The organism is Pseudomonas sp. GOM7, assembly GCF_026723825.1.
Lineage (GTDB): Bacteria > Pseudomonadota > Gammaproteobacteria > Pseudomonadales > Pseudomonadaceae > Aquipseudomonas.
On the sequence record NZ_CP113519.1, the window covers coordinates 4513173 to 4534458 of the forward strand.

17 protein-coding genes and 3 tRNA genes are annotated in these 21286 nt (G+C 63.8%); 14 read left to right on the forward strand and 6 right to left on the reverse strand.

What is annotated here, in order from left to right; translation table 11 throughout:
• Positions 1–109: 109 nt before the first annotated feature.
• The 6 genes from miaB (at position 110) to yacG (ending at position 4739) form a co-directional block, all read left to right on the forward strand.
• Complete coding sequence (gene miaB / locus OU800_RS20020; RefSeq protein WP_268179095.1) at positions 110–1453, forward strand: tRNA (N6-isopentenyl adenosine(37)-C2)-methylthiotransferase MiaB; 1344 nt, start codon at positions 110–112, stop codon at positions 1451–1453.
• A gap of 87 nt (positions 1454–1540) precedes the next feature.
• Positions 1541–2533, forward strand: a complete 993-nt coding sequence (locus OU800_RS20025; RefSeq protein WP_268179096.1) for a PhoH family protein — start codon at positions 1541–1543, stop codon at positions 2531–2533.
• Positions 2526–3005: an rRNA maturation RNase YbeY gene (gene ybeY / locus OU800_RS20030; RefSeq protein WP_268179097.1), complete on the forward strand. Its 480-nt coding sequence runs from the start codon at positions 2526–2528 to the stop codon at positions 3003–3005. The genes OU800_RS20025 and ybeY overlap by 8 nt, the downstream gene beginning before the upstream one ends.
• Before the next feature lie 6 nt (positions 3006–3011).
• Positions 3012–3851, forward strand: a complete 840-nt coding sequence (locus tag OU800_RS20035; protein ID WP_268179098.1) for an HlyC/CorC family transporter — start codon at positions 3012–3014, stop codon at positions 3849–3851.
• A gap of 85 nt (positions 3852–3936) precedes the next feature.
• Complete coding sequence (gene coaE / locus OU800_RS20040; protein WP_268179099.1) at positions 3937–4548, forward strand: dephospho-CoA kinase; 612 nt, start codon at positions 3937–3939, stop codon at positions 4546–4548.
• Entirely contained in the window at positions 4545–4739 is a 195-nt protein-coding gene (gene yacG, locus OU800_RS20045) for a DNA gyrase inhibitor YacG (RefSeq protein ID WP_268179100.1), read from the forward strand. The genes coaE and yacG overlap by 4 nt, the downstream gene beginning before the upstream one ends.
• Before the next feature lie 805 nt (positions 4740–5544).
• Here yacG and OU800_RS20050 read toward each other — a convergent pair.
• Entirely contained in the window at positions 5545–5760 is a 216-nt protein-coding gene (locus OU800_RS20050) for a hypothetical protein (protein ID WP_268179101.1), read from the reverse strand.
• A 101-nt stretch (positions 5761–5861) separates the two neighbouring features.
• Positions 5862–6551 carry an energy-coupling factor ABC transporter permease gene (locus tag OU800_RS20055; RefSeq protein WP_268179102.1) on the reverse strand — a complete coding sequence of 230 codons (690 nt, stop codon included), beginning with the start codon at positions 6549–6551 and terminating at the stop codon, positions 5862–5864.
• A 100-nt stretch (positions 6552–6651) separates the two neighbouring features.
• On the opposite strand from OU800_RS20055, the gene OU800_RS20060 reads away from it, so the two are divergent.
• The 5 genes from OU800_RS20060 to OU800_RS20080 all read left to right on the forward strand — a co-directional run bounded on the left by OU800_RS20060 (position 6652) and on the right by OU800_RS20080 (position 11286).
• On the forward strand, positions 6652–7281 hold the full coding sequence (locus tag OU800_RS20060; RefSeq protein ID WP_268179103.1) for a DUF1780 domain-containing protein: 630 nt from the start codon (positions 6652–6654) through the stop codon (positions 7279–7281).
• Entirely contained in the window at positions 7278–7793 is a 516-nt protein-coding gene (locus tag OU800_RS20065) for an MOSC domain-containing protein (RefSeq protein WP_268179104.1), read from the forward strand. The genes OU800_RS20060 and OU800_RS20065 overlap by 4 nt, the downstream gene beginning before the upstream one ends.
• A gap of 27 nt (positions 7794–7820) precedes the next feature.
• Positions 7821–7994, forward strand: a complete 174-nt coding sequence (locus OU800_RS20070) for a DUF3094 family protein (protein WP_268179105.1) — start codon at positions 7821–7823, stop codon at positions 7992–7994.
• A 63-nt stretch (positions 7995–8057) separates the two neighbouring features.
• Positions 8058–9359: an NAD(P)/FAD-dependent oxidoreductase gene (locus OU800_RS20075; protein WP_268179106.1), complete on the forward strand. Its 1302-nt coding sequence runs from the start codon at positions 8058–8060 to the stop codon at positions 9357–9359.
• A 46-nt stretch (positions 9360–9405) separates the two neighbouring features.
• A complete protein-coding gene (locus tag OU800_RS20080; protein ID WP_442964714.1) occupies positions 9406–11286 on the forward strand; it encodes a potassium transporter Kup in 1881 nt (626 codons plus the stop codon).
• Between the two features lie 59 nt (positions 11287–11345).
• On the opposite strand, the gene OU800_RS20085 is transcribed toward OU800_RS20080, so the two are convergent.
• The 3 genes from OU800_RS20085 to OU800_RS20095 form a co-directional block, all read right to left on the reverse strand.
• Positions 11346–11421 (reverse strand) — tRNA-Lys (locus OU800_RS20085).
• A 6-nt stretch (positions 11422–11427) separates the two neighbouring features.
• Positions 11428–11504, reverse strand: a tRNA-Pro gene (locus OU800_RS20090).
• Positions 11505–11513: 9 nt separating this feature from the next.
• Positions 11514–11589 (reverse strand) — tRNA-Asn (locus tag OU800_RS20095).
• Between the two features lie 360 nt (positions 11590–11949).
• Between OU800_RS20095 and OU800_RS20100 the strand changes: the two genes are divergently transcribed.
• Complete coding sequence (locus OU800_RS20100) at positions 11950–14277, forward strand: DUF1631 domain-containing protein (protein WP_268179107.1); 2328 nt, start codon at positions 11950–11952, stop codon at positions 14275–14277.
• A 229-nt stretch (positions 14278–14506) separates the two neighbouring features.
• On the forward strand, positions 14507–14839 hold the full coding sequence (locus OU800_RS20105) for a PilZ domain-containing protein (RefSeq protein WP_268179108.1): 333 nt from the start codon (positions 14507–14509) through the stop codon (positions 14837–14839).
• A gap of 128 nt (positions 14840–14967) precedes the next feature.
• On the opposite strand, the gene ettA is transcribed toward OU800_RS20105, so the two are convergent.
• The gene (gene ettA / locus OU800_RS20110) at positions 14968–16635 is read right to left on the reverse strand and encodes an energy-dependent translational throttle protein EttA (RefSeq protein WP_268179109.1); all 1668 of its coding nucleotides are present in this window, start codon (positions 16633–16635) and stop codon (positions 14968–14970) included.
• Between the two features lie 293 nt (positions 16636–16928).
• Here ettA and OU800_RS20115 point away from each other — a divergent pair, with 293 nt between their 5' ends.
• Positions 16929–21134 carry an EAL domain-containing protein gene (locus OU800_RS20115; RefSeq protein ID WP_442964790.1) on the forward strand — a complete coding sequence of 1402 codons (4206 nt, stop codon included), beginning with the start codon at positions 16929–16931 and terminating at the stop codon, positions 21132–21134.
• Positions 21135–21286 lie beyond the last annotated feature (152 nt).

The following is a 21286-nucleotide window of genomic DNA, read 5'->3' on the forward strand; positions in this document are numbered from 1 at the left end:
GCTACCCGACTACGGTTTTGTGCGCTTGCCTGCGGCCTGAAGCTTGTAGCCTGTCGCCCGCCGCTCCCCTATAATGCGCGGTCATTTTTTAACCACCTCAGACAGTGCCATGACCAAGAAGCTCTATATCGAAACCCACGGTTGCCAAATGAACGAGTACGACAGCTCGCGCATGGTCGACCTGCTGGGCGAGCATCAGGCCCTGGAGGTCACGGAAAAACCCGAAGAAGCCGACGTGATCCTGCTCAATACCTGCTCGATCCGCGAGAAGGCGCAGGACAAGGTGTTCTCCCAGCTCGGCCGCTGGCGTGAGCTGAAGCAGGCAAACCCGGATCTGGTGATCGGCGTCGGCGGCTGCGTGGCCAGCCAGGAAGGCGCGGCGATCCGCGACCGCGCACCCTATGTCGACGTGGTATTCGGCCCGCAGACCCTGCACCGCCTGCCGGAAATGATCGACGCCGCGCGCGTGACCAAGACCGCCCAGGTGGACATCAGCTTCCCCGAGATCGAGAAGTTCGACCGCCTGCCCGAGCCACGCGTCGACGGCCCCAGCGCCTTCGTCTCGGTGATGGAGGGCTGCAGCAAGTACTGCACCTTCTGCGTGGTGCCCTACACCCGTGGCGAGGAAGTCAGCCGCCCGCTGGTCGACGTACTCATGGAAATCACCTCCCTTACCGAGAAGGGCGTGAAGGAAGTCACCCTGCTCGGGCAGAACGTCAACGGCTATCGCGGGCAAGCCCCGGACGGCCATATCGCCGACTTCGCCGAGCTGCTGCATGCCGTGGCCGCACTCGATGGCGTCGAGCGCATCCGCTACACCACCAGCCACCCGCTGGAGTTCTCCGACGCCATCATCCAGGCTCACGCCGAGATTCCGCAGCTGGTGAAATACCTGCACCTGCCGGTGCAGTCCGGCTCCGACCGCATCCTCGCGGCGATGAAGCGCAACCACACCGCGCTGGAGTACAAGTCGCGCATCCGCAAGCTGCGCGCCGCCGTGCCGGACATCCTGATCAGCTCGGACTTCATCGTCGGCTTCCCCGGCGAGACCGAGAAGGATTTCGAGCAGACCATGAAGCTGATCGAGGACGTCGGTTTCGACTTCTCCTTCTCCTTCATCTACAGCTCGCGCCCGGGCACTCCGGCCGCCGATCTGGCCGACGACACCCCGGAAGAGGTGAAGAAGCAGCGCCTGGCCCTGCTGCAGCACCGCATCAACCAGAACGGCTTCGAGAACAGCCGACGCATGGTCGGCACGGTGCAGCGCATCCTGGTCAGCGACTACTCGAAGAAAGACCCCGGCATGCTCCAGGGCCGCACCGAGCAGAACCGCATCGTCAACTTCCGCTGTGATAATCCACGCCTGATCGGCCAGTTCGTCGACGTGCATATCGACGACGCCCTGCCCCATTCGCTGCGCGGCACCCTGCTGGATACGGACACCCTCCACTAACGTCGCGGGCGCCCCCACTTTGCGTTGTCGGCGCCCGGCGTTATGCTGCCTTTCCATACCCAGACAAGTGACGATCACACCATCACCTTGAACGCTTCCCTAGAACCTCATCGCTTCACCCTCGAGCCCTTCGAGGCCCACCGTTTCGCCAACCTCTGCGGCCAGTTCGACGAGCACCTGCGCCTGATCGAAGAGCGCCTCGGTCTGGAAATCCGCAACCGTGGCAATCAGTTCGAGATGCTCGGCAGTGCCGACAAGGCCCAGGCTGCCGAGACCCTGCTGCGCAAGCTGTACCGCGAAACCAAAGCCACCGAGCTGTCGCCCGACCTGGTGCACCTGTACCTGCAGGAGTCCGGCGTCGAGGAGCTGGTCAACCCCAGCAATGCGCCGCAGGTGACCCTGCGCACGCGCAAGGGCGTGATCAAGCCGCGCGGCGCCAACCAGCAGCGCTACGTCAAGGCGATCCTCGACAACGACATCAACTTCGGCATCGGCCCCGCCGGTACCGGCAAGACCTACCTGGCCGTGGCCTGCGCGGTGGACGCGCTGGAGCGCGAACAGGTAAGGCGCATCCTGCTGGTGCGCCCAGCGGTGGAAGCCGGCGAGAAACTCGGTTTCCTGCCCGGTGACCTGGCGCAGAAGATCGACCCCTACCTGCGCCCACTGTACGACGCTCTGTATGAAATGCTCGGCTTCGACCACGTGGCCAAGCTGATCGAGAAGCAGGTGATCGAGATCGCGCCGCTGGCCTACATGCGCGGCCGCACGCTTAACAACAGCTTCATCATTCTCGACGAGAGTCAGAACACCACCGTCGAGCAGATGAAGATGTTCCTCACCCGTATCGGTTTCGGCTCCACCGCCGTGATCACCGGCGACATCACCCAGGTCGACCTGCCGCGCGGCACCAAGAGTGGCCTGGCCCACGTCATCGAAGTACTGCGCGACGTGCCGGGCATCAGCTTCACCCACTTTCAACCCAAGGACGTGGTGCGCCACCCATTGGTGCAGCGCATCGTCGAAGCGTACGAGCGCCACGATGCCCGTGTGAACGCCAAGGTCGAGAATAAGGATGCTTGAACTCGACCTGCAACTGGCCACTGATGGCCAGCACCCGGACGAGGCGCAACTGCGCCGCTGGTGCGAACTGGCCCTGCGCCAGCGCACAGCCGACTCGGAGCTGACCATCCGCCTGGTCGACGAAGCCGAAGGCCGCGAGCTGAACCACACCTGGCGGCACAAGGACTACGCCACCAACGTCCTGTCCTTCCCCGCCGAGATTCCCGATGGGATTCTCGACATCCCGCTGCTGGGCGACCTGGTGATCTGCGTGCCGGTAGTCGAGCGCGAAGCGGCCGAACAAGGCAAGGCACTGGAAGCGCACTGGGCACATCTGGTGATCCACGGCTGCCTGCACCTGCTGGGCTATGACCATATCGAGGAGGACGAAGCCCTCGAGATGGAAGATCTGGAACGACAATTGCTCGCCGAACTGGGTCATCCCGACCCTTATGCCGGTGACGAACCTCCTAATGAAAAGGACCCCGAGTAAAACGCCATGAGCGAAGACCGATCGAGCAACGAGCAGAAGTCCTGGTTCAACAAGCTGACCCAGGCTTTTGCTCATGAGCCGAGAAACCGCCAGGAACTGCTGGAAGTCCTGCGCGAAGCCCACCAGAACAAACTGCTCGACAGCGAAGCGCTGAGCATCGTCGAAGGCGCCATTCAGGTCGCCGACCTGCAGGTACGCGACATCATGGTGCCGCGCTCGCAGATGATCAGCATCAAGGCCAGCCAGACGCCGCAGGAGTTCCTCCCGGCCATCATCGAGGCGGCCCACTCGCGCTACCCGGTGATAGGTGAAAGCCTCGACGACGTCATCGGCATCCTCCTGGCCAAGGATCTGCTGCCGCTGATCCTGCAGGGCGACCAGCCCAACTTCAACATCAAGGACCTGCTGCGCCCGGCCACCTTCGTGCCCGAGTCCAAGCGCCTCAACGTGCTGCTGCGCGAGTTTCGCGCCAACCACAACCACATGGCCGTGGTGATCGATGAATATGGCGGCGTCGCCGGCCTGGTGACCATCGAAGACGTGCTGGAGCAGATCGTCGGCGACATCGAGGACGAGCACGATGTCGAGGAAGACGGTTACATCAAGCCACTGCCCTCCGGCGACTACCTGATCAAGGCGCTGACCCCCATCGACAGCTTCAACGAGGCCTTCGACAGCCAGTTCTCCGACGACGAGTACGACACCGTCGGCGGCCTGGTGATGAACGCCTTCGGCCATCTGCCCAAGCGCAACGAAGTCACCGAGATCGGCGAATTCCGCTTCCGTGTGCTCAACGCCGACAGCCGGCGCATCCACCTGCTGCGCCTGACCCCAGTCAGCCGCTGAGCCTCCGGCCCGAGGCGCGACGTTCGCGTCCTCGGGCAATCCCCCCTACAATCGCGCCCTTGAGCAGCAACGGGATCGCAACCTCGTGATGAAACCCTGGATTCTCGGCCTGACCGGCGGCATCGGCAGCGGCAAGACCGCCGTCGCCCAGGCCTTCATCGACCGCGGCGTGCACACAGTGGACGCCGACCATGCCGCACGCTGGGTGGTCGAGCCGGGCCGCCCGGCGCTGGCGAAAATCGTCGAGCACTTCGGCGCGGACATCCTGCAGGCCGACGGCACGCTGGATCGCGCCGCCCTGCGCCAGCGCATCTTCGCCGCCCCTGAAGAGCGGCGCTGGCTGGAAGCCCTGCTGCACCCGCTGATCGGCCAGGAGATCGTGCAGGTGCTGGCCCGTGCCGAGTCGCCCTACGCGATTCTGATGTCGCCGCTACTGATCGAGTCCGGCCAGCATCGCCTGACCGACCGGGTGCTGGTAGTGGATGTGCCGCAAGAACTGCAGATCGAACGCACCATGGCCCGCGATAGCGCCAACGAAGAGCAGGTGCGCGCCATTCTGCAGGCGCAGGCCAGCCGCGAAGAGCGCCTGCGCCATGCCCACGACGTGCTGTGCAACGACCGTGATCTGGCCTGGCTGGATCGCGAAGTCGAGCGCCTACATGACTTTTATCTGACCCTGCGTGGAGGCCAAGCATGACCACCCTCGTTCAATGCCCGACCTGTGGCGCACCCGTGGAATGGAAAGCCGAGAGTACCTATCGGCCGTTCTGCAGCGAACGCTGCAAGCTGATCGACCTGGGCGCCTGGGCCGCCGAGGAGCACGCCATTCCTGGCAACGATCTGGAAGATGAGCTGTTCAGCGGTGATCTGCCGACCAGGCCGCACTGAGCGGCGCGCACCCGCTAGAGTGCATGCAGCAGCCTTGTGGAGGGTTGATACCGGACTGGCAAGTTTGTGTGTTGTTCTTGGTGCTCAAGCTGATTATCGGTGTTCTGCTGAAAGCTCCCGTTTCGCCCCCCCGGCGACCTTCTTTTGTCAAACGCCACAAAAGAAGGCAAAAAGGCTTGGCCCCGCCATCCGGCCCCGGCTTCGCCGGGGTTCGTTCGCTCCTGAAGGGGCCATTCGCGCGCCTGAACGAACAGGCATGTCATGGCTTGCCCGGCGTATTCTGGTAGCTGTGAAACAACGATGTGGTCGTCGAGTTAAACCAATACTTTCATTTGTCTAGTTTCATTATTGCTGTTTTTGTCTTGGTCAGCCCTAAGGCTGACCTCATGTTCAAGCACACAGAGTTCCATAGAGTTACCGCAGGTTCAGGCGCGTGCAGAGCCCGCCCAGGAGGGTGAGCGGAATCGTCGTGGAAGAGGTTGAGCGACATGGATGTCGCGACGACTGCATGGATGCAGGAGGTAGAGCGACGCAGGATGCCAAAGCCGAGAGCCGCGATGGGCCAGGGATGGCCCACCGCGGCGGGCCTCTGGAGCGGCGATGGAGTGAGCGAACCCTGGCGCAGCAGGGCGGGGGCGCCTAGCTCGGATGACCGGGCGGAGGGTTTTGGTTACTTTTGTCGGGCCGGCCATCCGGGGCAAAAGTGACTCGCCCGGGAGGGCGAAACCAAAGACATCAGCAAAAACGCGGCAATTCGGGACAAGCCCCAAAAACGACAAACCGCATTGCCAATAAGGGACAGGCCCTACGGCCGCATAAAGACATACTCCCGCTCATCATCAAGATTATCGGCAAGAAACTGCAGCTCATGCGCCAGCTCCTGCGCCTCGCGCTGCGCCTTGTTCATCTGCACCACTTCGCTGAGCAGCGTGCGCAGCACCAGCAGCCTGTCGAAACCCTGCTCTTCAGCGGCCTGCAGGTCGGCCTGCAATGCCGCCCTCGCCCATGCATGAATCCCCATGATCACCTCCTGCGCTTTGCCACAGGATGGCGCCAGCGACAGCGACACACTTGACACGGATCAACACGAAACCCTGCATTCAGCAAGCTGATGAAGACCGATCAGCCATCACGCTCGTTGTCCTTCCAGGGCGCCTGCAGGTAGCGGCTGCGATTGAAGGTTTCCAGCCAGTCCGGGTAGAACACCACCAGGGCCGTGACCACGGTGCCGTTGATGAAGGCCTCGGGGAAAATGACCAGCCACAGGTAGCCGGCGAAGTCTTCGAGCCAGGGCGGCATGGGGAACAGCCCGTCCATCCACAACAGCGCCAGGCCGCTGAGCAGCGTCACCAGGGTGGCCAGCGCCGCCGGAAAGAAGCCGCAGCAGAAGATGTAGACGAACAGGTTGCGCGGCTGCCGGCGCTCGACGTACAGCGCGCACAACTCGGTGATCAGTACGGGGAGCAGGATCAGCAGGATGCCGTTGACGCCCAGTGCGGCGAGATCCAGACGCCCCATCAGCAACAGGCCGAGCTGCGCCGCCAGGCCGGCGAGGATGGCCAGCGGCCAGTCCAGCAGCAGGGTCACGGCGGTCATACCGATGAAGTGATAGGACAGGCCGGAATCGAAGTCGCGGCGCACCAGCCACAGCAGGAACAGGCCAAGCATGGTGCCAAACAGCAGGTGCTGACGGCGCAGATCGCTGAACAGCTCCAGCCAGGGCGCACGCAGCACGGCCCAGAGCAGCACCGGCAAGTAGATCAGCCAGCCCACCAACAAGGTGCTGAACGCCAGCAGGTTGGAAGCGATCATGCATGGCCCTCTCATTCGTTCATCGCGCCCGCAGTCTACACCGAGGTGCTTGCGCTGCCGACGCTGGCATGACGCCCCGGCATGCGGCTAAGCTGGCGCCATGGACGATTCAGACTATCTGCGATTGCTCACCCATCAAGCCGAACAGGCCAACGCCTTTCTCTCCAACGCCAAGAAGTGGGAGCGTGAGCGTTGGGTCTGCCAGCGTCTGTTGCAGGCGTTGAACGTGCGCCAGCGCAGCGAAGACTTCACCCCCAGCGGCCAGGAGCCGCCGGACGTGCTGTTCCGTGACGCCAACTTCGAGGTGTTCTTCGTGCTCGACGAAGGCCGCCGCCTCAACGATGAATGGCGCGCCGAGCTGGAACGCCGCCGCAGCGCCTTTTCCCTCAGCCAACTGGTGCGGCGCGAGGCGCGCCCCAAGCGCATCCCCGCCAGTGAGTTGCAAGCGCGCCTGGCGCCGACGCTGCGCAAGAAGGCGCATAACTACCAGGAGCGCGGCATCGACCTGGGCGAGCTGGATCTGGTCGCCTTCGTCAGCCTCAAGCGCGCCGAGCTGGACTGCAACAGCTTCTTCCCGCCGCCCACCGAATACCTGCGCCAGGGCTGGCGCTCGCTGTCGATGGTCGGCCCGCGCTTCGCTCGTGTGCTGTTCGCCCACCCGGACGCCCCGGACTTCCTGCGCCAGAACCTGGGGCGCAGCCTGCTGTTCGACGTCGGGATCGGCCTGTGAATACGCTGCCGGAACTGCTCGCCGAGGTGCCGCAGATCGGTCAGGTGCGCTGGCTCGGTGTGCGCCCGCAACGCGGCGCGCCGATGATTGAAGTGGAGGTGGTGGAAAGCCGTCTGCAGGCAGGCCTGACCGGTGACCACAGCCGCCCCGGCCCGCGCAACGCCAGACAGGTGACGCTGATCCAGTGGGAGCACCTGGCGGTGGTCGGCGCCCTGCTCGGCCGTGACGCGCCCCTGCAGCCGAGCGAACTGCGGCGCAATATCGCCGTGGCCGGCATCAACCTGTTCAGCCTCAAGGGCCGGCGTTTTCGCATCGGCCAGGCGATTTTCGAGACCACGGGTTGGTGCCAGCCCTGCGCCAAGCTGGAAGCCCGCCTGGGCAAAGGCACCTTCCAGGCCATGCGCGGACACGGGGGCATTACCGCACGGGTGGTGCAGGGCGGCATCATTCGCCAGGGCGACGCGGTGCAAAGCCTGGAACCTATACTCGCCAATACCACCGGCCAAGCCTAGAATGGCCGCCATATCAGAGAGGCCCCGATGACCAGCCGCCTTAGCCCCGACGACCAGCAAAAGGTCGACCAGTATCTGAGCACCCCCCAGCACCAGGTCGAACGCCCACCCTTCCGGGTCTGGCGCCTGCTGGCCTTCATCCTGCTGGTGGTCATCGGCCTGGGCATTCTCAGCCGTCTTCTGAGTCGACTGGTGCTATGAGCTGCCCCGCACTCGCCCGGCTCGACTCGCAACGTCTTTTTCAAAGCCTTGTGAGCATTCACCATGACCCATCGCATCGTGATCGTCGGCGGCGGCGCCGGCGGCCTGGAGCTGGCTACCCGCCTGGGTAGAAAACTCGGCAAGAGCGGCGCCGCGCGCGTCATTCTGGTCGACGCCAACCTGACCCATATCTGGAAGCCGCTGCTGCACGAAGTCGCCGCCGGCTCGCTGAACTCCTCGGAAGACGAGCTGAACTACGTGGCCCAGGCCAAGTGGAACCACTTCGAGTTCCAGCTCGGGCGCATGGCCGGCCTCGATCGCGCCGGCAAGACCATCACCCTGGCGCCGACGCTGGACGAAGACGGCAAGGTGCTGATGCCCGAACGGCAGATCGCCTATGACAGCCTGGTGATCGCAGTCGGCAGCACCACCAACGACTTCGGCACCCAGGGCGCCGCCGAGCACTGCCTGTTCCTCGACACCCGTGCGCAGGCCGAACGCTTCCATCGCCAGCTCCTGAGTCATTACCTACGCGCCCACGCCAACGAGCAGGCCCAGGGTACGCAGATCGACGTGGCCATCGTCGGCGCCGGCGCCACTGGCGTCGAGCTGGCCGCCGAGCTGCACCACGCCGCGCAGCAACTGGCGGCCTATGGCCTGAACCGGATTCGCCCGGAAGACATGCGCATCACCCTTATCGAAGCCGGCCCGCGCGTTTTGCCCGCCTTGCCCGAACGCATCGCCGCCCCGGTGCACCAGACGCTGCTAAAGCTGGGCGTCACCGTGCTGACCGGTGCCGCCGTCAGCGAGGTCACGGCCGATGGTCTGAAGACCGCCGATGGCCAGTTCATCAAGGCCAGCCTCAAGGTCTGGGCCGCCGGCATTCGTGCGCCGGGCTTTCTCAAGGCGCTCGACGGCCTGGAAAGCAACCGCATCAACCAACTGCTGGTGCGCCCGACCCTGCAGACCACGCTGGACGATGACATCTTCGCCTTCGGTGACTGCGCGGCCTGCCCGCAGCCTGGCAGCGAGGGGCGCAATGTCCCGCCACGTGCCCAGGCCGCGCATCAGCAAGCTTCGATGCTGGTGAAATCGCTGCGCCAGAAGCTGGTCGGTGGCCCGCTGCCGGAATACCGCTATCGCGACTACGGCTCGCTGATCTCGCTGTCACGCTTCTCCGCCGTGGGTAACCTGATGGGCAACCTCACCGGCAGCGTGATGCTCGAAGGCTGGCTGGCGCGGATGTTCTACGTGTCGCTCTACCGCATGCACCAGATGGCCCTGTACGGCCCGCTGCGCACGGCCCTGCTGATGCTCAGCGACCGCATCGGACGCAGTACCGAACCACGCCTCAAGCTGCACTAGAGGCCATCTACACTGGGCAGGGATGCCCACTTTCAGGACAGCTCACTTGGCTAACGACAATTCGTCGGCTTCACCTCAGTCAGCCCTGGCCCTGCTCATCGCCGCCACCGGCGTGGTCTATGGCGATATCGGCACCAGCCCGCTGTACACCCTGCGCGAAGTGTTCAGCTACGGCGTGCAAGCCAACCACGACGGCGTGCTCGGCGTGCTGTCGCTGATCATCTGGTCGCTGGTGTGGGTGGTGTCGATCAAGTACGTGCTGTTCATCCTGCGTGCCGACAACGACGGCGAAGGCGGCGTGATGGCGCTCACCGCCCTGGCCCAACGCGCCGCCCGCGACTATCCGCGCTTGCGCCGCGTCCTGCTGATGCTCGGCCTGTTCGGCGCCGCGCTGTTCTTCGGCGACAGCATGATCACCCCGGCCATCTCGGTGCTTTCGGCGGTGGAAGGGCTGGAGGTGGCGTTCGATGGCATCGATAGCTGGATCGTGCCGCTGGCCCTGGTCATCCTGATCAGCCTGTTTCTGATCCAGAAACACGGCACGGCGCGCATCGGCATTCTCTTTGGGCCGGTGATGCTGGTCTGGTTCCTCACCCTTGCTGGCCTCGGGATTTACGGCATCGCCCAACACGTCGAAGTCCTGCGCGCCCTCAATCCTTACTGGGGCGTACACTTCTTCATCGCCCACCCGGGCATCGGCGTGACCATACTCGGCGCCGTGGTGCTGGCGCTGACCGGTGCCGAGGCGCTGTACGCCGATATGGGCCACTTCGGTCGCCAACCCATTGCCCGCGCCTGGTTCTACCTGGTGTTGCCGGGCCTGCTGCTCAACTACCTGGGCCAGGGCGCGCTGATCCTCAGCGACCCGGAGGTGGCGCACAACCCCTTCTTCCGCCTGGCACCTGGCTGGGCTTTGCTGCCGATGGTGCTGCTGTCGACCCTGGCCACGGTGATCGCCTCGCAGGCGGTGATCTCCGGCGCCTTTTCCCTGACCCGCCAGGCCATCCAGCTCGGCTACGTGCCGCGCATGTTCGTGCAGCACACCTCGGAAACCGAGCAGGGGCAAATCTACGTCGGTGCGGTGAACTGGGCCTTGATGATCGGTGTGGTGCTGCTGGTGCTGGGCTTCGGCTCGTCCGGCGCACTGGCCTCGGCCTACGGCGTGGCGGTGACCGGCACCATGCTGATCACCACCCTGCTGGCGGCGGCGGTGGTCTTGCTGCTGTGGAAGACACCCAGGTGGCTGTCGATCCCGCTGCTGCTCGGTTTCCTGCTGGTGGACAGCCTGTTCTTCGCCGCCAACCTGCCAAAGATCGTCGCCGGTGGCGCCTTCCCGTTGATCGCCGGGGTGATTCTGTTCACCCTCATGATCACCTGGAAGCGCGGCAAGGAAATCCTCGTCGAACGTCTGCTGGAAAACGCCCTGCCGCTGGCCACCTTCATCGACAGCATCAGCCGCCAGCCGCCGCTACGCGTGCGTGGTACCGCGGTGTTCCTCACCGCACGCGTGGATGCCGTACCCCACGCCCTGCTGCACAACCTGCTGCACAATCAGGTGCTGCACGAACGTGTGGTGCTGCTCACGGTGGTCACCGAAGACAGCCCCCGCGTCGCCCCGAGCCAGCGCCTGGAGATGCACGAGCATGGTGAGGGCTTCTACCGGGTGATCCTGCATTTCGGCTTCAGCGAACGCCCGGACGTGCCGCGCGCCCTGGCACTATGCCAGGACGAGGCGGTGGACTTCACGCCGATGCACACCACCTACTTCCTCAGCCGCGAAACCGTGATCGCCAGCCCCCGTACCGGCATGGCGCGCTGGCGCGAGCTGTTGTTCGCCTTCATGATCAAGAACGCCAACAGCAGCCTGCGCTTCTTCAACCTGCCGCTGAACCGAGTGATCGAGCTGGGCACCCAGGTGGAAATCTGAGGAGAATACAAGGCACAGAAACGACGAAGCCCGCACAAGGCGGGCTTCGTCGTTCTATATGGTGGGTCGTGTAGGATTCGAACCTACGACCAATTGGTTAAAAGCCAACTGCTCTACCAACTGAGCTAACGACCCTAAAAATGGTCGGGGTAGGGGGATTCGAACTCCCGACATCTTGCTCCCAAAGCAAGCGCGCTACCGGACTGCGCTATACCCCGTTAGGAAGTTGGCTCCGCGACCTGGACTCGAACCAGGGACCCAATGATTAACAGTCATTTGCTCTACCGACTGAGCTATCGCGGAACTTCGGTCTTCCATCTCTTGGCGTTTCGGCTTTTGCTTTACCGCTTCAGAGGCGCGCCATTTTACGCAGCAAATTACCCCTGTCAACCCCCACAAACTGCTTTTATGACAATGCCTTGCGTCGGGCATATCGACTACACTGGAGAGCATTGCCGAGTACTGGGCACCTCTAAAAACGTAGGCGAGGCAGCTAGCGCAAGGCAAAAACAGGTGAAGAAGCGCAGTTTACGTTTTGTAAATGAGCATTCTGATCGGACTCGCGCACGAGCCTGTTTTTAACGCCGCGATGGCAACGTAGGTAGTTTTTAAAGGTGCCCTACTGTCGGCAAAGGGCCGCACGCACAGCTTTCAGGATCGTCCATGAGCACTCAGGACAAGCCGCCGAGTCAGCCGAAGGTGATCAACCTCGCCAGCCGAGGCATACAGCCGCGCTTCGGTGATCTGGCGCAGGCCTGTCGCAAGCTGGTGATGAATCGCCTGGCCGAACACCTGAACGGGGTCTTCGGCCAGGTCGACGACACCCTCTTCGAGTGCGCCGAGAAAGCCGAGAACAACAGCGTACAGACGCTGTTCTTCGACAACATGCGGGAAATCCGCCGCCAGCGAGCGCAGATCGAGCGCCGCTATCATCAGCACGTCACACACAACCTCGCCGACTTCCTCGAAGGCAAGCTGCAGACCATCGCCCCGACGGAACTGGACGCCGAGCACCTGACCCTGGTGCAGAACGAGGATTACGAAGAAAGCCTGCTGGTGACCAACATGGCCAGCCGCGTCAAGGCACGCTGCAGCCAAGCCCTGTTCGCCCTGGATCAACGCCTGGCCCTGCTCAACAATGGCCAGAAACTCGACGAGGACAGCAACCCCTTCGGCCCGCAGGCCATTGCCCAGGCCTTCCGCCAGGCGCTGGCGCCCTGCCCTTTTCCGCTGCAGATCAAGACCGTCCTCTACACCCTCTTCGACCGCCACGTGATGCACGGCCTGGACGACCTGTACGAGGCCCTGAACCAGCGCCTGATCGACGCCGATATCCTGCCCAACCTCAAGTACCGTGCGCGCATCAGCCCCAGCGGATCGCAGCCCGAAACGCCGCCACCGGCGCCAGCCGAGCAGACGCCAGTGGCCGCGCCGACGCCCGGCGGCCAGAGCGCCAGCGCCCCGACCACGGTCGCCGGCATGCTCGACCTCAACGCACCACCGCCCAGCGACCCAGGCGCACTGTTCAGCGGCCTGGCCAGCCTGCTGGGCGAGCATCGCCGGCAAAACCCCGAGCAACCGCTGCTCGGCGGTACCCCCAGCATCATCAGCTTCTCCCCACGTAGCGCCAGCCGCACCTACAGCGCAAGCGAGCTGCTCGAGGCCCTCAACCGCATGCAGCGGCAATCGGCGCAGGAGCTGGCGCAGCGCCTGCACAAGCCGCAGCCGGTAGAAGGGCTCAAGGCCGCACTGCAAGCGCAACTGGCCACGCACAGCGCGCGAGCCCAGCAGAGCAAGGTGGCCGACCAGGAAGCCGACGTGATCGACCTGGTGGGCATGTTGTTCGACTTCATCCTCGACGACGGCAACCTGCCGGACAGTTGCAAGACCGCCCTGTCGCACCTGCACACGCCCTATCTGAAGATCGCCCTGCAGGACAAGGCGCTGTTCACCCGCCACGATCATCCAGCCCGGCGCCTGCTCAATGCCATGGCCCAGGCCGGCGTGCTGCATGCCAACGAGGTTGAGGAACACGGCCTGCTGGCGAAGATGCGCTGGGTGGTGGAGCGGGTCATCCAGGATTTCACCGGCGACCTGGCCTTGTTCGACGAACTGCTGCGTGAATTCAACGAGTACGCCGACACCCTGCGCCACAAGATGGAGCTGCGCGAGCGCCGGGTGGTGGAGGCGGCCAAGGGCCGTGACCGCCTGCTGGCCGCCCGCGAACGGGCGCTTGGGGTGATCCAGCAGAGCGTTGCGCAGCGTGACCTGCCATTGATCATCCGCAACTTCCTCGAGCTGACCTGGGCCGATGTGCTGGTCTTCGGCCTGCTGCGCCATGGCGAACGCAGTGAAGAATGGCAACGCGCTTGCGAAGTGGCCGAGCAACTGGCCTGGAGCGGCACCCCGCTGCCCGAGACCGAGCGCCAGCGCTTGCAGGAGCTGCGCATCCCATTACTAAGCGACCTGCGCAAAGGCTTGGAGCTGCTCGGTGGCTATCACGAGGACGGCATCCGTCGCCTGCTGCAGGATCTGGTGGCCTGCCAGCACGCCGTGCAAGCCAGGCAGCCGCAACTGGCCGCCCAGCTCAAACCGAACCTGCCACAGAGCCCGCTGGGGGCCATGCTCGGCGAAGACGCCGACCTGGCGCGCCAGGCACCGCCCAGAGCGGAACTCTCGCCCCGAGCGCAAGCCTTGAGCCAGGAGTTGGCCAAGCTCGAGTTCGGCACCTGGTTCGAGTTCGTCAGCAATGGCCAGCGCCGCCTGCTCAAGCTGTCCTGGTTCAGCCCGACGACGCACAACTACATGTTCGTCGACCATCAGGGCCAGCGCGTCGCGGTCAAGCCGTTGACCCTGCTGGCCTGCGAGATGGAACAGGGTCTGGCGCGTATCCTTCCTCCCGAGCATGCCACGCCCCTGATGGATCGTGCCCTTACCGCCATTTACCGGGTGCTGCAGCGCTTTACCGGGCGCGCGGCCGAGCCTCATTAGCAGGCCGTTGAAAAGCGTAGGCGACGACTGCCTGGATGCAGGAGGTAGAGCGAAGCAGGAAGCCCGAGCCGAGGCAGCCAGTGCAATACCGATGGCGGCCCCGCAAAAACAGGCGAAAAACGGTCGGAGTCGCGCTCGACTTTACGAGCTGTAAATGAGCATTTTGAGCCTGCTTTTAACGCAGCAATGGCAACGTAGATAGTTTTTCAACAGCCTGCTAGGAGCCCACATGCAAGAACGTCGCCGACACAGCCGTCACGGCACCGAGCTGCAACTGGAGGTCTTCGATGTCAATACGGGGCTGCGCCTGGGCCGTGTCGTCGACCTGTCGATAGATGGCTTCATGCTGTTCAGCGACACTCCACTGGCAGCCGATGCCGTCTGCCAATGTCGTCTGGTGTGCCAGGCTGGCAACGAGCGATTCGATGAAGTGCGCCTGGGCGCCGATTGCCTGTGGAGCCGGCCAGGGGCGGACAACCAGCATTGCTGGGCAGGCTTTCATATCATCGACCTGTCCGAGGATCAGGCCCGAGCGCTGGAGAGCCTGCTGGCTAAGCTCTGAGGACACAGGATAAGCCGTGCGCAACGACTATGATCCCCGCAACCGGTACGCACAGCGCACCCTACGAGATTGAGCACCCTCCACAACGAAAAACGGAGCCCGAAGGCTCCGTTTTTTATGACCGACGCTTACTGCGCCAGCTTCTTGTAACGCACGCGGTGCGGCTGCGCGGCGGCATCGCCCAGGCGTTTCTTGCGGTCGGCCTCGAACTCGCTGTAGTTGCCCTCGAAGAAACTGACCTTGCCATCGTCCTCGTAGGAGAGGATGTGGGTGGCGATACGGTCGAGGAACCAGCGATCGTGGGAGATCACGATGGCGGCGCCGGGGAAGTCCAGCAGCGCCTCTTCCAGCGCGCGCAGGGTTTCCACGTCGAGGTCGTTGGACGGTTCGTCGAGCAGCAGCACGTTGCCGCCCTGCTTGAGGGTCAGCGCCATGTGCAGACGACCGCGCTCACCGCCGGAGAGATCCTTGACGAACTTCTGCTGATCAGCGCCCTTGAAGTTGAAGCGACCGACGTAACCACGCGACGGCACCTCGTAGTTGCCCACCTTGATCATGTCGAAACCGTCGGAAATCTGCTCCCACACGGTCTTGTTGCCTTCGAGCTGGTCACGGCTCTGGTCGACGCTGGCGATCTGCACGGTTTCGCCAATCTCGATGGTGCCGGAATCCGGTTGTTCCTTGCCGGTGATCATGCGCAGCAGGGTGGACTTGCCCGCACCGTTGCCGCCGATCACGCCGACGATGGCGCCTTTGGGGATGCTGAAGGACAGGTTGTCGATCAGCACGCGGTCGCCGAAGGACTTCGACACGTTGTGGAAGTCGATGACCTTGTCACCCAGGCGCGGGCCGGCCGGAATGTAGATCTCGTTGGTCTCGCTGCGCTTCTGGAATTCCTGCGACTGCATTTCCTCGAAACGCTGCAGACGCGCCTTGGACTTGGACTGACGCGCCTTGGCACCCTGACGTACCCATTCCAGTTCAGCTTTCATGGCCTTGGCGTGCGAGGCCTCGGCCTTGGCTTCCTGGGCCAGGCGGTTGGCCTTCGATTCCAGCCAGCCGGAGTAGTTGCCCTCGTAGGGAATGCCATGGCCGCGGTCGAGTTCGAGGATCCAGCCGGCAACGTTGTCGAGGAAGTAACGGTCGTGAGTAATCGCTACCACTGTGCCCGGGAAGTCGTGCAGGAAGCGCTCCAGCCAGGCCACCGAGTCGGCGTCCAGGTGGTTGGTCGGTTCGTCCAGCAGGAGCATGTCGGGCGCCGACAACAGCAGGCGGCACAGCGCCACGCGGCGCTTCTCGCCACCGGACAGGTGTTCGATCTTGGCGTCCCATGGTGGCAGGCGCAGGGCGTCGGCGGCGACTTCCAACTGGCGCTCCAGGTTATGGCCGTCGGAAGCCTGCAGGATGGCTTCGAGCTTGGCCTGCTCGGCGGCCAGCGCATCGAAATCGGCGTCCGGCTCGGCGTAGGCGGCGTATACCTCGTCGAGGCGTGCCTGGGCCTGCTTGATCTCGCCTACCGCCTCTTCGACGATATCACGCACCGTCTTGGCCGGATCGAGCTGCGGCTCCTGCGGCAGGTAGCCGACCTTGATACCGGGCATCGGCCGGGCTTCGCCGTCGATCTCGGTGTCGACGCCGGCCATGATGCGCAGCAGCGTGGACTTACCGGCACCGTTGAGCCCCAGTACGCCGATCTTGGCGCCCGGGAAGAACGACAAAGAAATGTCCTTGAGAATTTCACGCTTCGGCGGGACGACCTTGCTGACCCGATGCATGCTATAGACGTACTGAGCCATGAGAACCTGACTTGAATAAAAAGAGTGAAAACGCTGCGCGAAGGCTACAATGTGCAGAAATTTCAGCAGCCTGAGGCGGCGAACGCCACCTGGGTATCGCGCGGATGATGCACGGGCCGATGCAGCCCGTGTGCGTCGCAAAGCTACCGGAATGTGCCGGGCAGGGCAAACCCATGCTCGGCCTCGCACTGGCACTTCGCCACATTTATAGGCATGCTAGCCCGCTTGCACGCTGCCCGCGTTCTCTCCTTACCGCTCAGTCGTTGTCAGTAGCAGGTCCACCAGACGTGTCGATGCCCCCCACACCGCCTTCATCGTCGCCGGGAGAAGCGCAACCCAGACGTCGCGAGCCATTGCGACGAGCCCTGATCGTGCTGGTGCTGGCCATGCTCGGTCTGCTCGCCTGGCAGCTACTGCAGGAGCATCAACAGCTTCTGGACAACCAGCGCCGTCTGAGTCAGCACTACGCCAGCCAACTCGCCCTCCACCTGAACCAGAACATGCGCCTCAAGGCTCGTTCGGCCCAGGCCATTGTGCAAGGTGATGCGCAACCGCTCAGTGCAGGACAGCTCAACGCTCTGCATAGCCTGTTCCCTTCGCTGAGCGCCGTGGTTCAGCTCGATGCCGAAGGTCAGCAACTCGATACCGAGGCGCCAGCGCGCAGCGACCTGCCGTTCATCCGCAGCCTGCAACTACGCAGCGGCAAGGCGCCTTACCATTACAGCCTCAACCCCTACGACAGCCAGATGCTCTACCTGCTGCTACGCCAGCCAGACGCTAGCATCAGCGTGCTGTGCCTGAGCAGCAGCGCGGTGAGCCAATGGCTCGGCGAAACCGGCCAGAGCGATAACGACTGGCTGCTGGAAGATATCGCCAGCCGCCGCGTACTGGCCCGCGCCAAGACCTTCGCAGCGGCCCCGCCGCTGCTGTCTCAGGTAACCGCTCAGGAACATGCCAGCAGCCTGCAGTTCTTTCCCCTGGAGGGCAGCGACTGGCAACTGCGCACCCTGTTCGATTCCGCGCAGATCAGCCGCCAGCTCATGCCGATCCTCGCCGGCAAGCTCCTGCTGTTCGGCCTGCTGGCCCTGCTGACGCTGATCGCCCTGCATGGCCTGCAGCGTGAGCGGCGTAGCCTGCAGCGCCTCAATGCCGAGTCACGGCGCTCGCTACGCCAGGCCGCCAGCGCGCTGGCAGCGGTCGAAGAGTGCATCCTGGTGACCCAGACCGATGGCACGTTGAACTATCTCAACCCCAAGGCCGAACAGGTCTTCGACCTGGACAACAAGGCCGCCGGCACTACCCATCTGCTGGATCTGCTGCCCGATCTCGCCCCCCTGCTGCTGATCGGCTCGCAACAGGCCTGCAACATGGCCGCCGAACTGGTGCGCCTGGAAACCCCTGGCCGCGTGCGTCTGTTCGCCGTGACCCGCAACGACATCAGCGATGGCTCCCGGCTGGGCGGCTTCGTCTGGGTGCTGCGTGATGTCACCGATGAACAGCAGGCCATGCGCGTGCTGCAGGAAACCCGGCGGCGCTATCAGGATATCTTCGAGGGCACCGGGGTCGCCCTGTGCGTACTCGACCTGTCGGAGCTGCGCAGCTTCCTCCTGCAACAGCGCATACGCGACAGCGCCGGCTTGCAACGCTGGCTGGCCGCCAACCCGGAGCATCACGCGCAACTGCTGCAGAACCTGCACATCACCGAAGCCAACCAGGTGGCACTCAACCTGCTGGGCGCCAACACCACCGAGCAGGCGTGGCAGCAGCTCTTCGAGAGCGCCGCGATGGGCGCCGATGACCTGCCTTTCAGGCTGGCCGTGGCCATAGCCGAAGGCCCCAATCTGGTTGAGCTGGAAACCCAGCTCGTCACCCGCCAGGGCCTCAAGCGTCACGTCTGGCTGGTGCTGCGCCTACCCGAGATGATCCAGGACTACCAGGCGGTAACCCTGAGCATCAGCGACATCACCAGCCGCAAGCGCATCGAGTTGTCGCTGATCGAACGCGAGCGTTTCTGGTCCGAGGTGGTGCGTTCGGTGCCCGACCTGCTCTACGTGCATGACCTGCAGAACAAACGCGTGCTGTTCAGCAACCACAGCCTGGGACTCAAGCTGGGCTACAGCAGCGATGAACTCAAGGCCATGGACGATGACTTCTGGGTGGAGGTGCTGCACCCCGACGACAGCGACTATTACTGGCGCATCCGCAACCTGCAGAAGGTGGTGGGCGACGGCATGTTGCTCGAATCCGTGCTGCGCTGGCGTCACCGCAATGGCCAATGGCGCTGGTTCAGCATTCGCGAACAGGCCCTGGCGCGCGACGAGCATGGCCGAGTCAGCCGCCTGATCGGCGTGGCCAAGGACATCACCGAACAGATCGAACAGAACCAGTCGCTGCGTGACAGCGAACAGCGCTATCGACTGCTGGCCGAAAGCATCAGCGACGTGATCTTCTCCACCGACAGCAGCCTCAAGCTCAACTACGTCAGCCCCTCGGTGGAACCGGTGCTGGGCTACACGGTGAACTGGATGATGAGCCACGGCCTGCAGCGCCTGGCGGCCAACCCGCAGCAGCTCAAGGGCCTGAACCTGCTGCTCGAACGCATCCGCGATGCGCTGGACGAACGCTCACGCCTCGACCGCCTGCGCGAGGAACTGCCCGATCAGCTCTTCGTCTTCGACTGCCTGCGCGCCGACGACCACAAGATCCCCGTGGAACTGCGCGTGGTGCTGATGTGGGACGAGAATGGCCGCTTCGAGGGGCTGCTCGGCGTAGGCCGGGACATCAGCCAGCAACGCCGCGCGGAAAAGGATCTGCGCATGGCCGCCACCGTGTTCGAGCACTCCAGTGCGGCGATCCTGGTCACTGATCCGGCAGGCTACATCGTGCAGGTCAACAAGGCCTTCAGCCGCATCAGTGGCTACTCCGCCGGCCAGGTGCTGGATCAGCTACCGAGCATGCTCACCGCCGACCGTCAGCAGGCTTCCCACGTGCAGTACATCCTCGGCCAGCTCAACCAGCGCGGTAGCTGGGAGGGCGAGGTGTGGCTCAAGCGCCGCGTCGGCGAGAACTTCCCGGCCTGGGTCGGCATCACCGCCGTGCAGGATGAAGAAGGCGATCTGGTCAGCTACGTGTGCTTCTTCAGCGACATCAGCGAGCGCAAGGCCAGCGAGCAACGCATCCACCGCCTGGCCTACTACGACGCCCTGACCCACCTGCCCAACCGCACCCTGTTCCAGGATCGCCTGCACAGCGCCCTGCAGCACGCCGAGCGCAATGACGATTGGGTGGTGCTGATGTTCCTCGACCTCGACCGCTTCAAGCCGATCAACGACTCCCTCGGCCATGCCGCTGGCGACCGCATGCTCAAGGACGTGGCCGTACGCCTGTCGGCCTGCGTCAACGGCGACGACACCGTGGCGCGCATGGGGGGTGACGAGTTCACCCTGCTGCTGCAGCCACAGAACAGCCGCGAAGGGGCGCTGACGCGCGCCATCCACGTCGCCGAACAGATTCTCTCCAGCCTGGCGCGCCCCTTCGTGCTCGAAGGTCGCGAGTTCTTCGTCACCGCCAGCATCGGCATCGCCCTCGCTCCCCAGGATGGCGACGAGCTGAGCCAACTGATGAAAAACGCCGACACCGCCATGTACCACGCCAAGGAACGTGGCAAGAACAACTTCCAGTTCTACCAGGCGGAAATGAACGCCAGCGCGCTGGAACGCCTGGAACTGGAAAGCGACCTGCGCCATGCCCAGGAGCAGGGCCAGTTCGTGCTGCACTACCAACCGCAGTTCTCCGGCGATGGCCAGCGCCTCACCGGTGTCGAATCCCTGCTGCGTTGGGATCACCCGACCCGAGGCCTGGTGCCGCCCGACCAGTTCATTCCCGTGCTGGAAGAACTCGGCCTGGTGGTGCAGGTCGGCGAGTGGGTGCTGGAGGAGGCCTGTCGCCAGCTCAAGCGCTGGCACGAAGAGAAGATTCGCATCCCCAAGGTCTCGGTCAACCTCTCCGCGCGTCAGTTCGCCGAAGGCGATCTGGCCAACCGTATCGCCGCCATCATCGACGCCATCGGCATCCCGCCCGCCTGCCTGGAAGTGGAACTGACCGAGAGCATCCTGATGCGCGACGTGGCCAGCGCCATGCAGACCCTCAATGACCTCAAGCGCCTGGGCCTGTGCATCGCGGTGGACGACTTCGGCACCGGCTACTCGTCACTGAACTACCTCAAGCAGTTCCCCATCGACGTGCTGAAGATCGACCGCAGCTTCGTCGACGGTCTGCCCGATGGCGAACAGGACGCCCAGATCGCCCGTGCCATCATCGCCATGGCCCACAGCCTGAACATGATGGTGATTGCCGAAGGCGTGGAGAGCCAGGCGCAACTGGACTTCCTCCGCGAACACGGCTGCGACGAGGTGCAGGGCTTCCTGCTGGGACGGCCGACAGCGGCCGCCGAGCTCGGCGAGCAGCTCAGCGGCAGGACGCTGTTCATGCTGGACTAAGGCTGCAGGCGTTTCGCCCTGGGCTTTTACTTGAAGCTTGCAGTTTGAGGCTTGTAGCTGCTTTTAAGCTGCTCTTGAGCCGCTTTCGTCCGTCTCATGACCGACCTTCATATGCCTTTTTGCGACCCTTGCGGTAGAATCCGCCCCCTCTC

Excerpts from the sequence above, each read along its gene's own strand:
- miaB (WP_268179095.1), top strand. The coding sequence starts at position 110 with ATGACCAAGAAGCTCTATATCGAAACCCACGGTTGCCAAATGAACGAG.
- ybeY (WP_268179097.1), top strand. The coding sequence starts at position 2,526 with ATGCTTGAACTCGACCTGCAACTGGCCACTGATGGCCAGCACCCGGAC.
- OU800_RS20035 (WP_268179098.1), top strand. The coding sequence starts at position 3,012 with ATGAGCGAAGACCGATCGAGCAACGAGCAGAAGTCCTGGTTCAACAAG.
- yacG (WP_268179100.1), top strand. The coding sequence starts at position 4,545 with ATGACCACCCTCGTTCAATGCCCGACCTGTGGCGCACCCGTGGAATGG.
- OU800_RS20050 (WP_268179101.1), bottom strand. The coding sequence starts at position 5,760 with ATGGGGATTCATGCATGGGCGAGGGCGGCATTGCAGGCCGACCTGCAG.
- OU800_RS20055 (WP_268179102.1), bottom strand. The coding sequence starts at position 6,551 with ATGATCGCTTCCAACCTGCTGGCGTTCAGCACCTTGTTGGTGGGCTGG.
- OU800_RS20060 (WP_268179103.1), top strand. The coding sequence starts at position 6,652 with ATGGACGATTCAGACTATCTGCGATTGCTCACCCATCAAGCCGAACAG.
- OU800_RS20070 (WP_268179105.1), top strand. The coding sequence starts at position 7,821 with ATGACCAGCCGCCTTAGCCCCGACGACCAGCAAAAGGTCGACCAGTAT.
- OU800_RS20075 (WP_268179106.1), top strand. The coding sequence starts at position 8,058 with ATGACCCATCGCATCGTGATCGTCGGCGGCGGCGCCGGCGGCCTGGAG.
- OU800_RS20100 (WP_268179107.1), top strand. The coding sequence starts at position 11,950 with ATGAGCACTCAGGACAAGCCGCCGAGTCAGCCGAAGGTGATCAACCTC.
- OU800_RS20105 (WP_268179108.1), top strand. The coding sequence starts at position 14,507 with ATGCAAGAACGTCGCCGACACAGCCGTCACGGCACCGAGCTGCAACTG.
- ettA (WP_268179109.1), bottom strand. The coding sequence starts at position 16,635 with ATGGCTCAGTACGTCTATAGCATGCATCGGGTCAGCAAGGTCGTCCCG.
- OU800_RS20115 (WP_442964790.1), top strand. The coding sequence starts at position 16,929 with ATGCCCCCCACACCGCCTTCATCGTCGCCGGGAGAAGCGCAACCCAGA.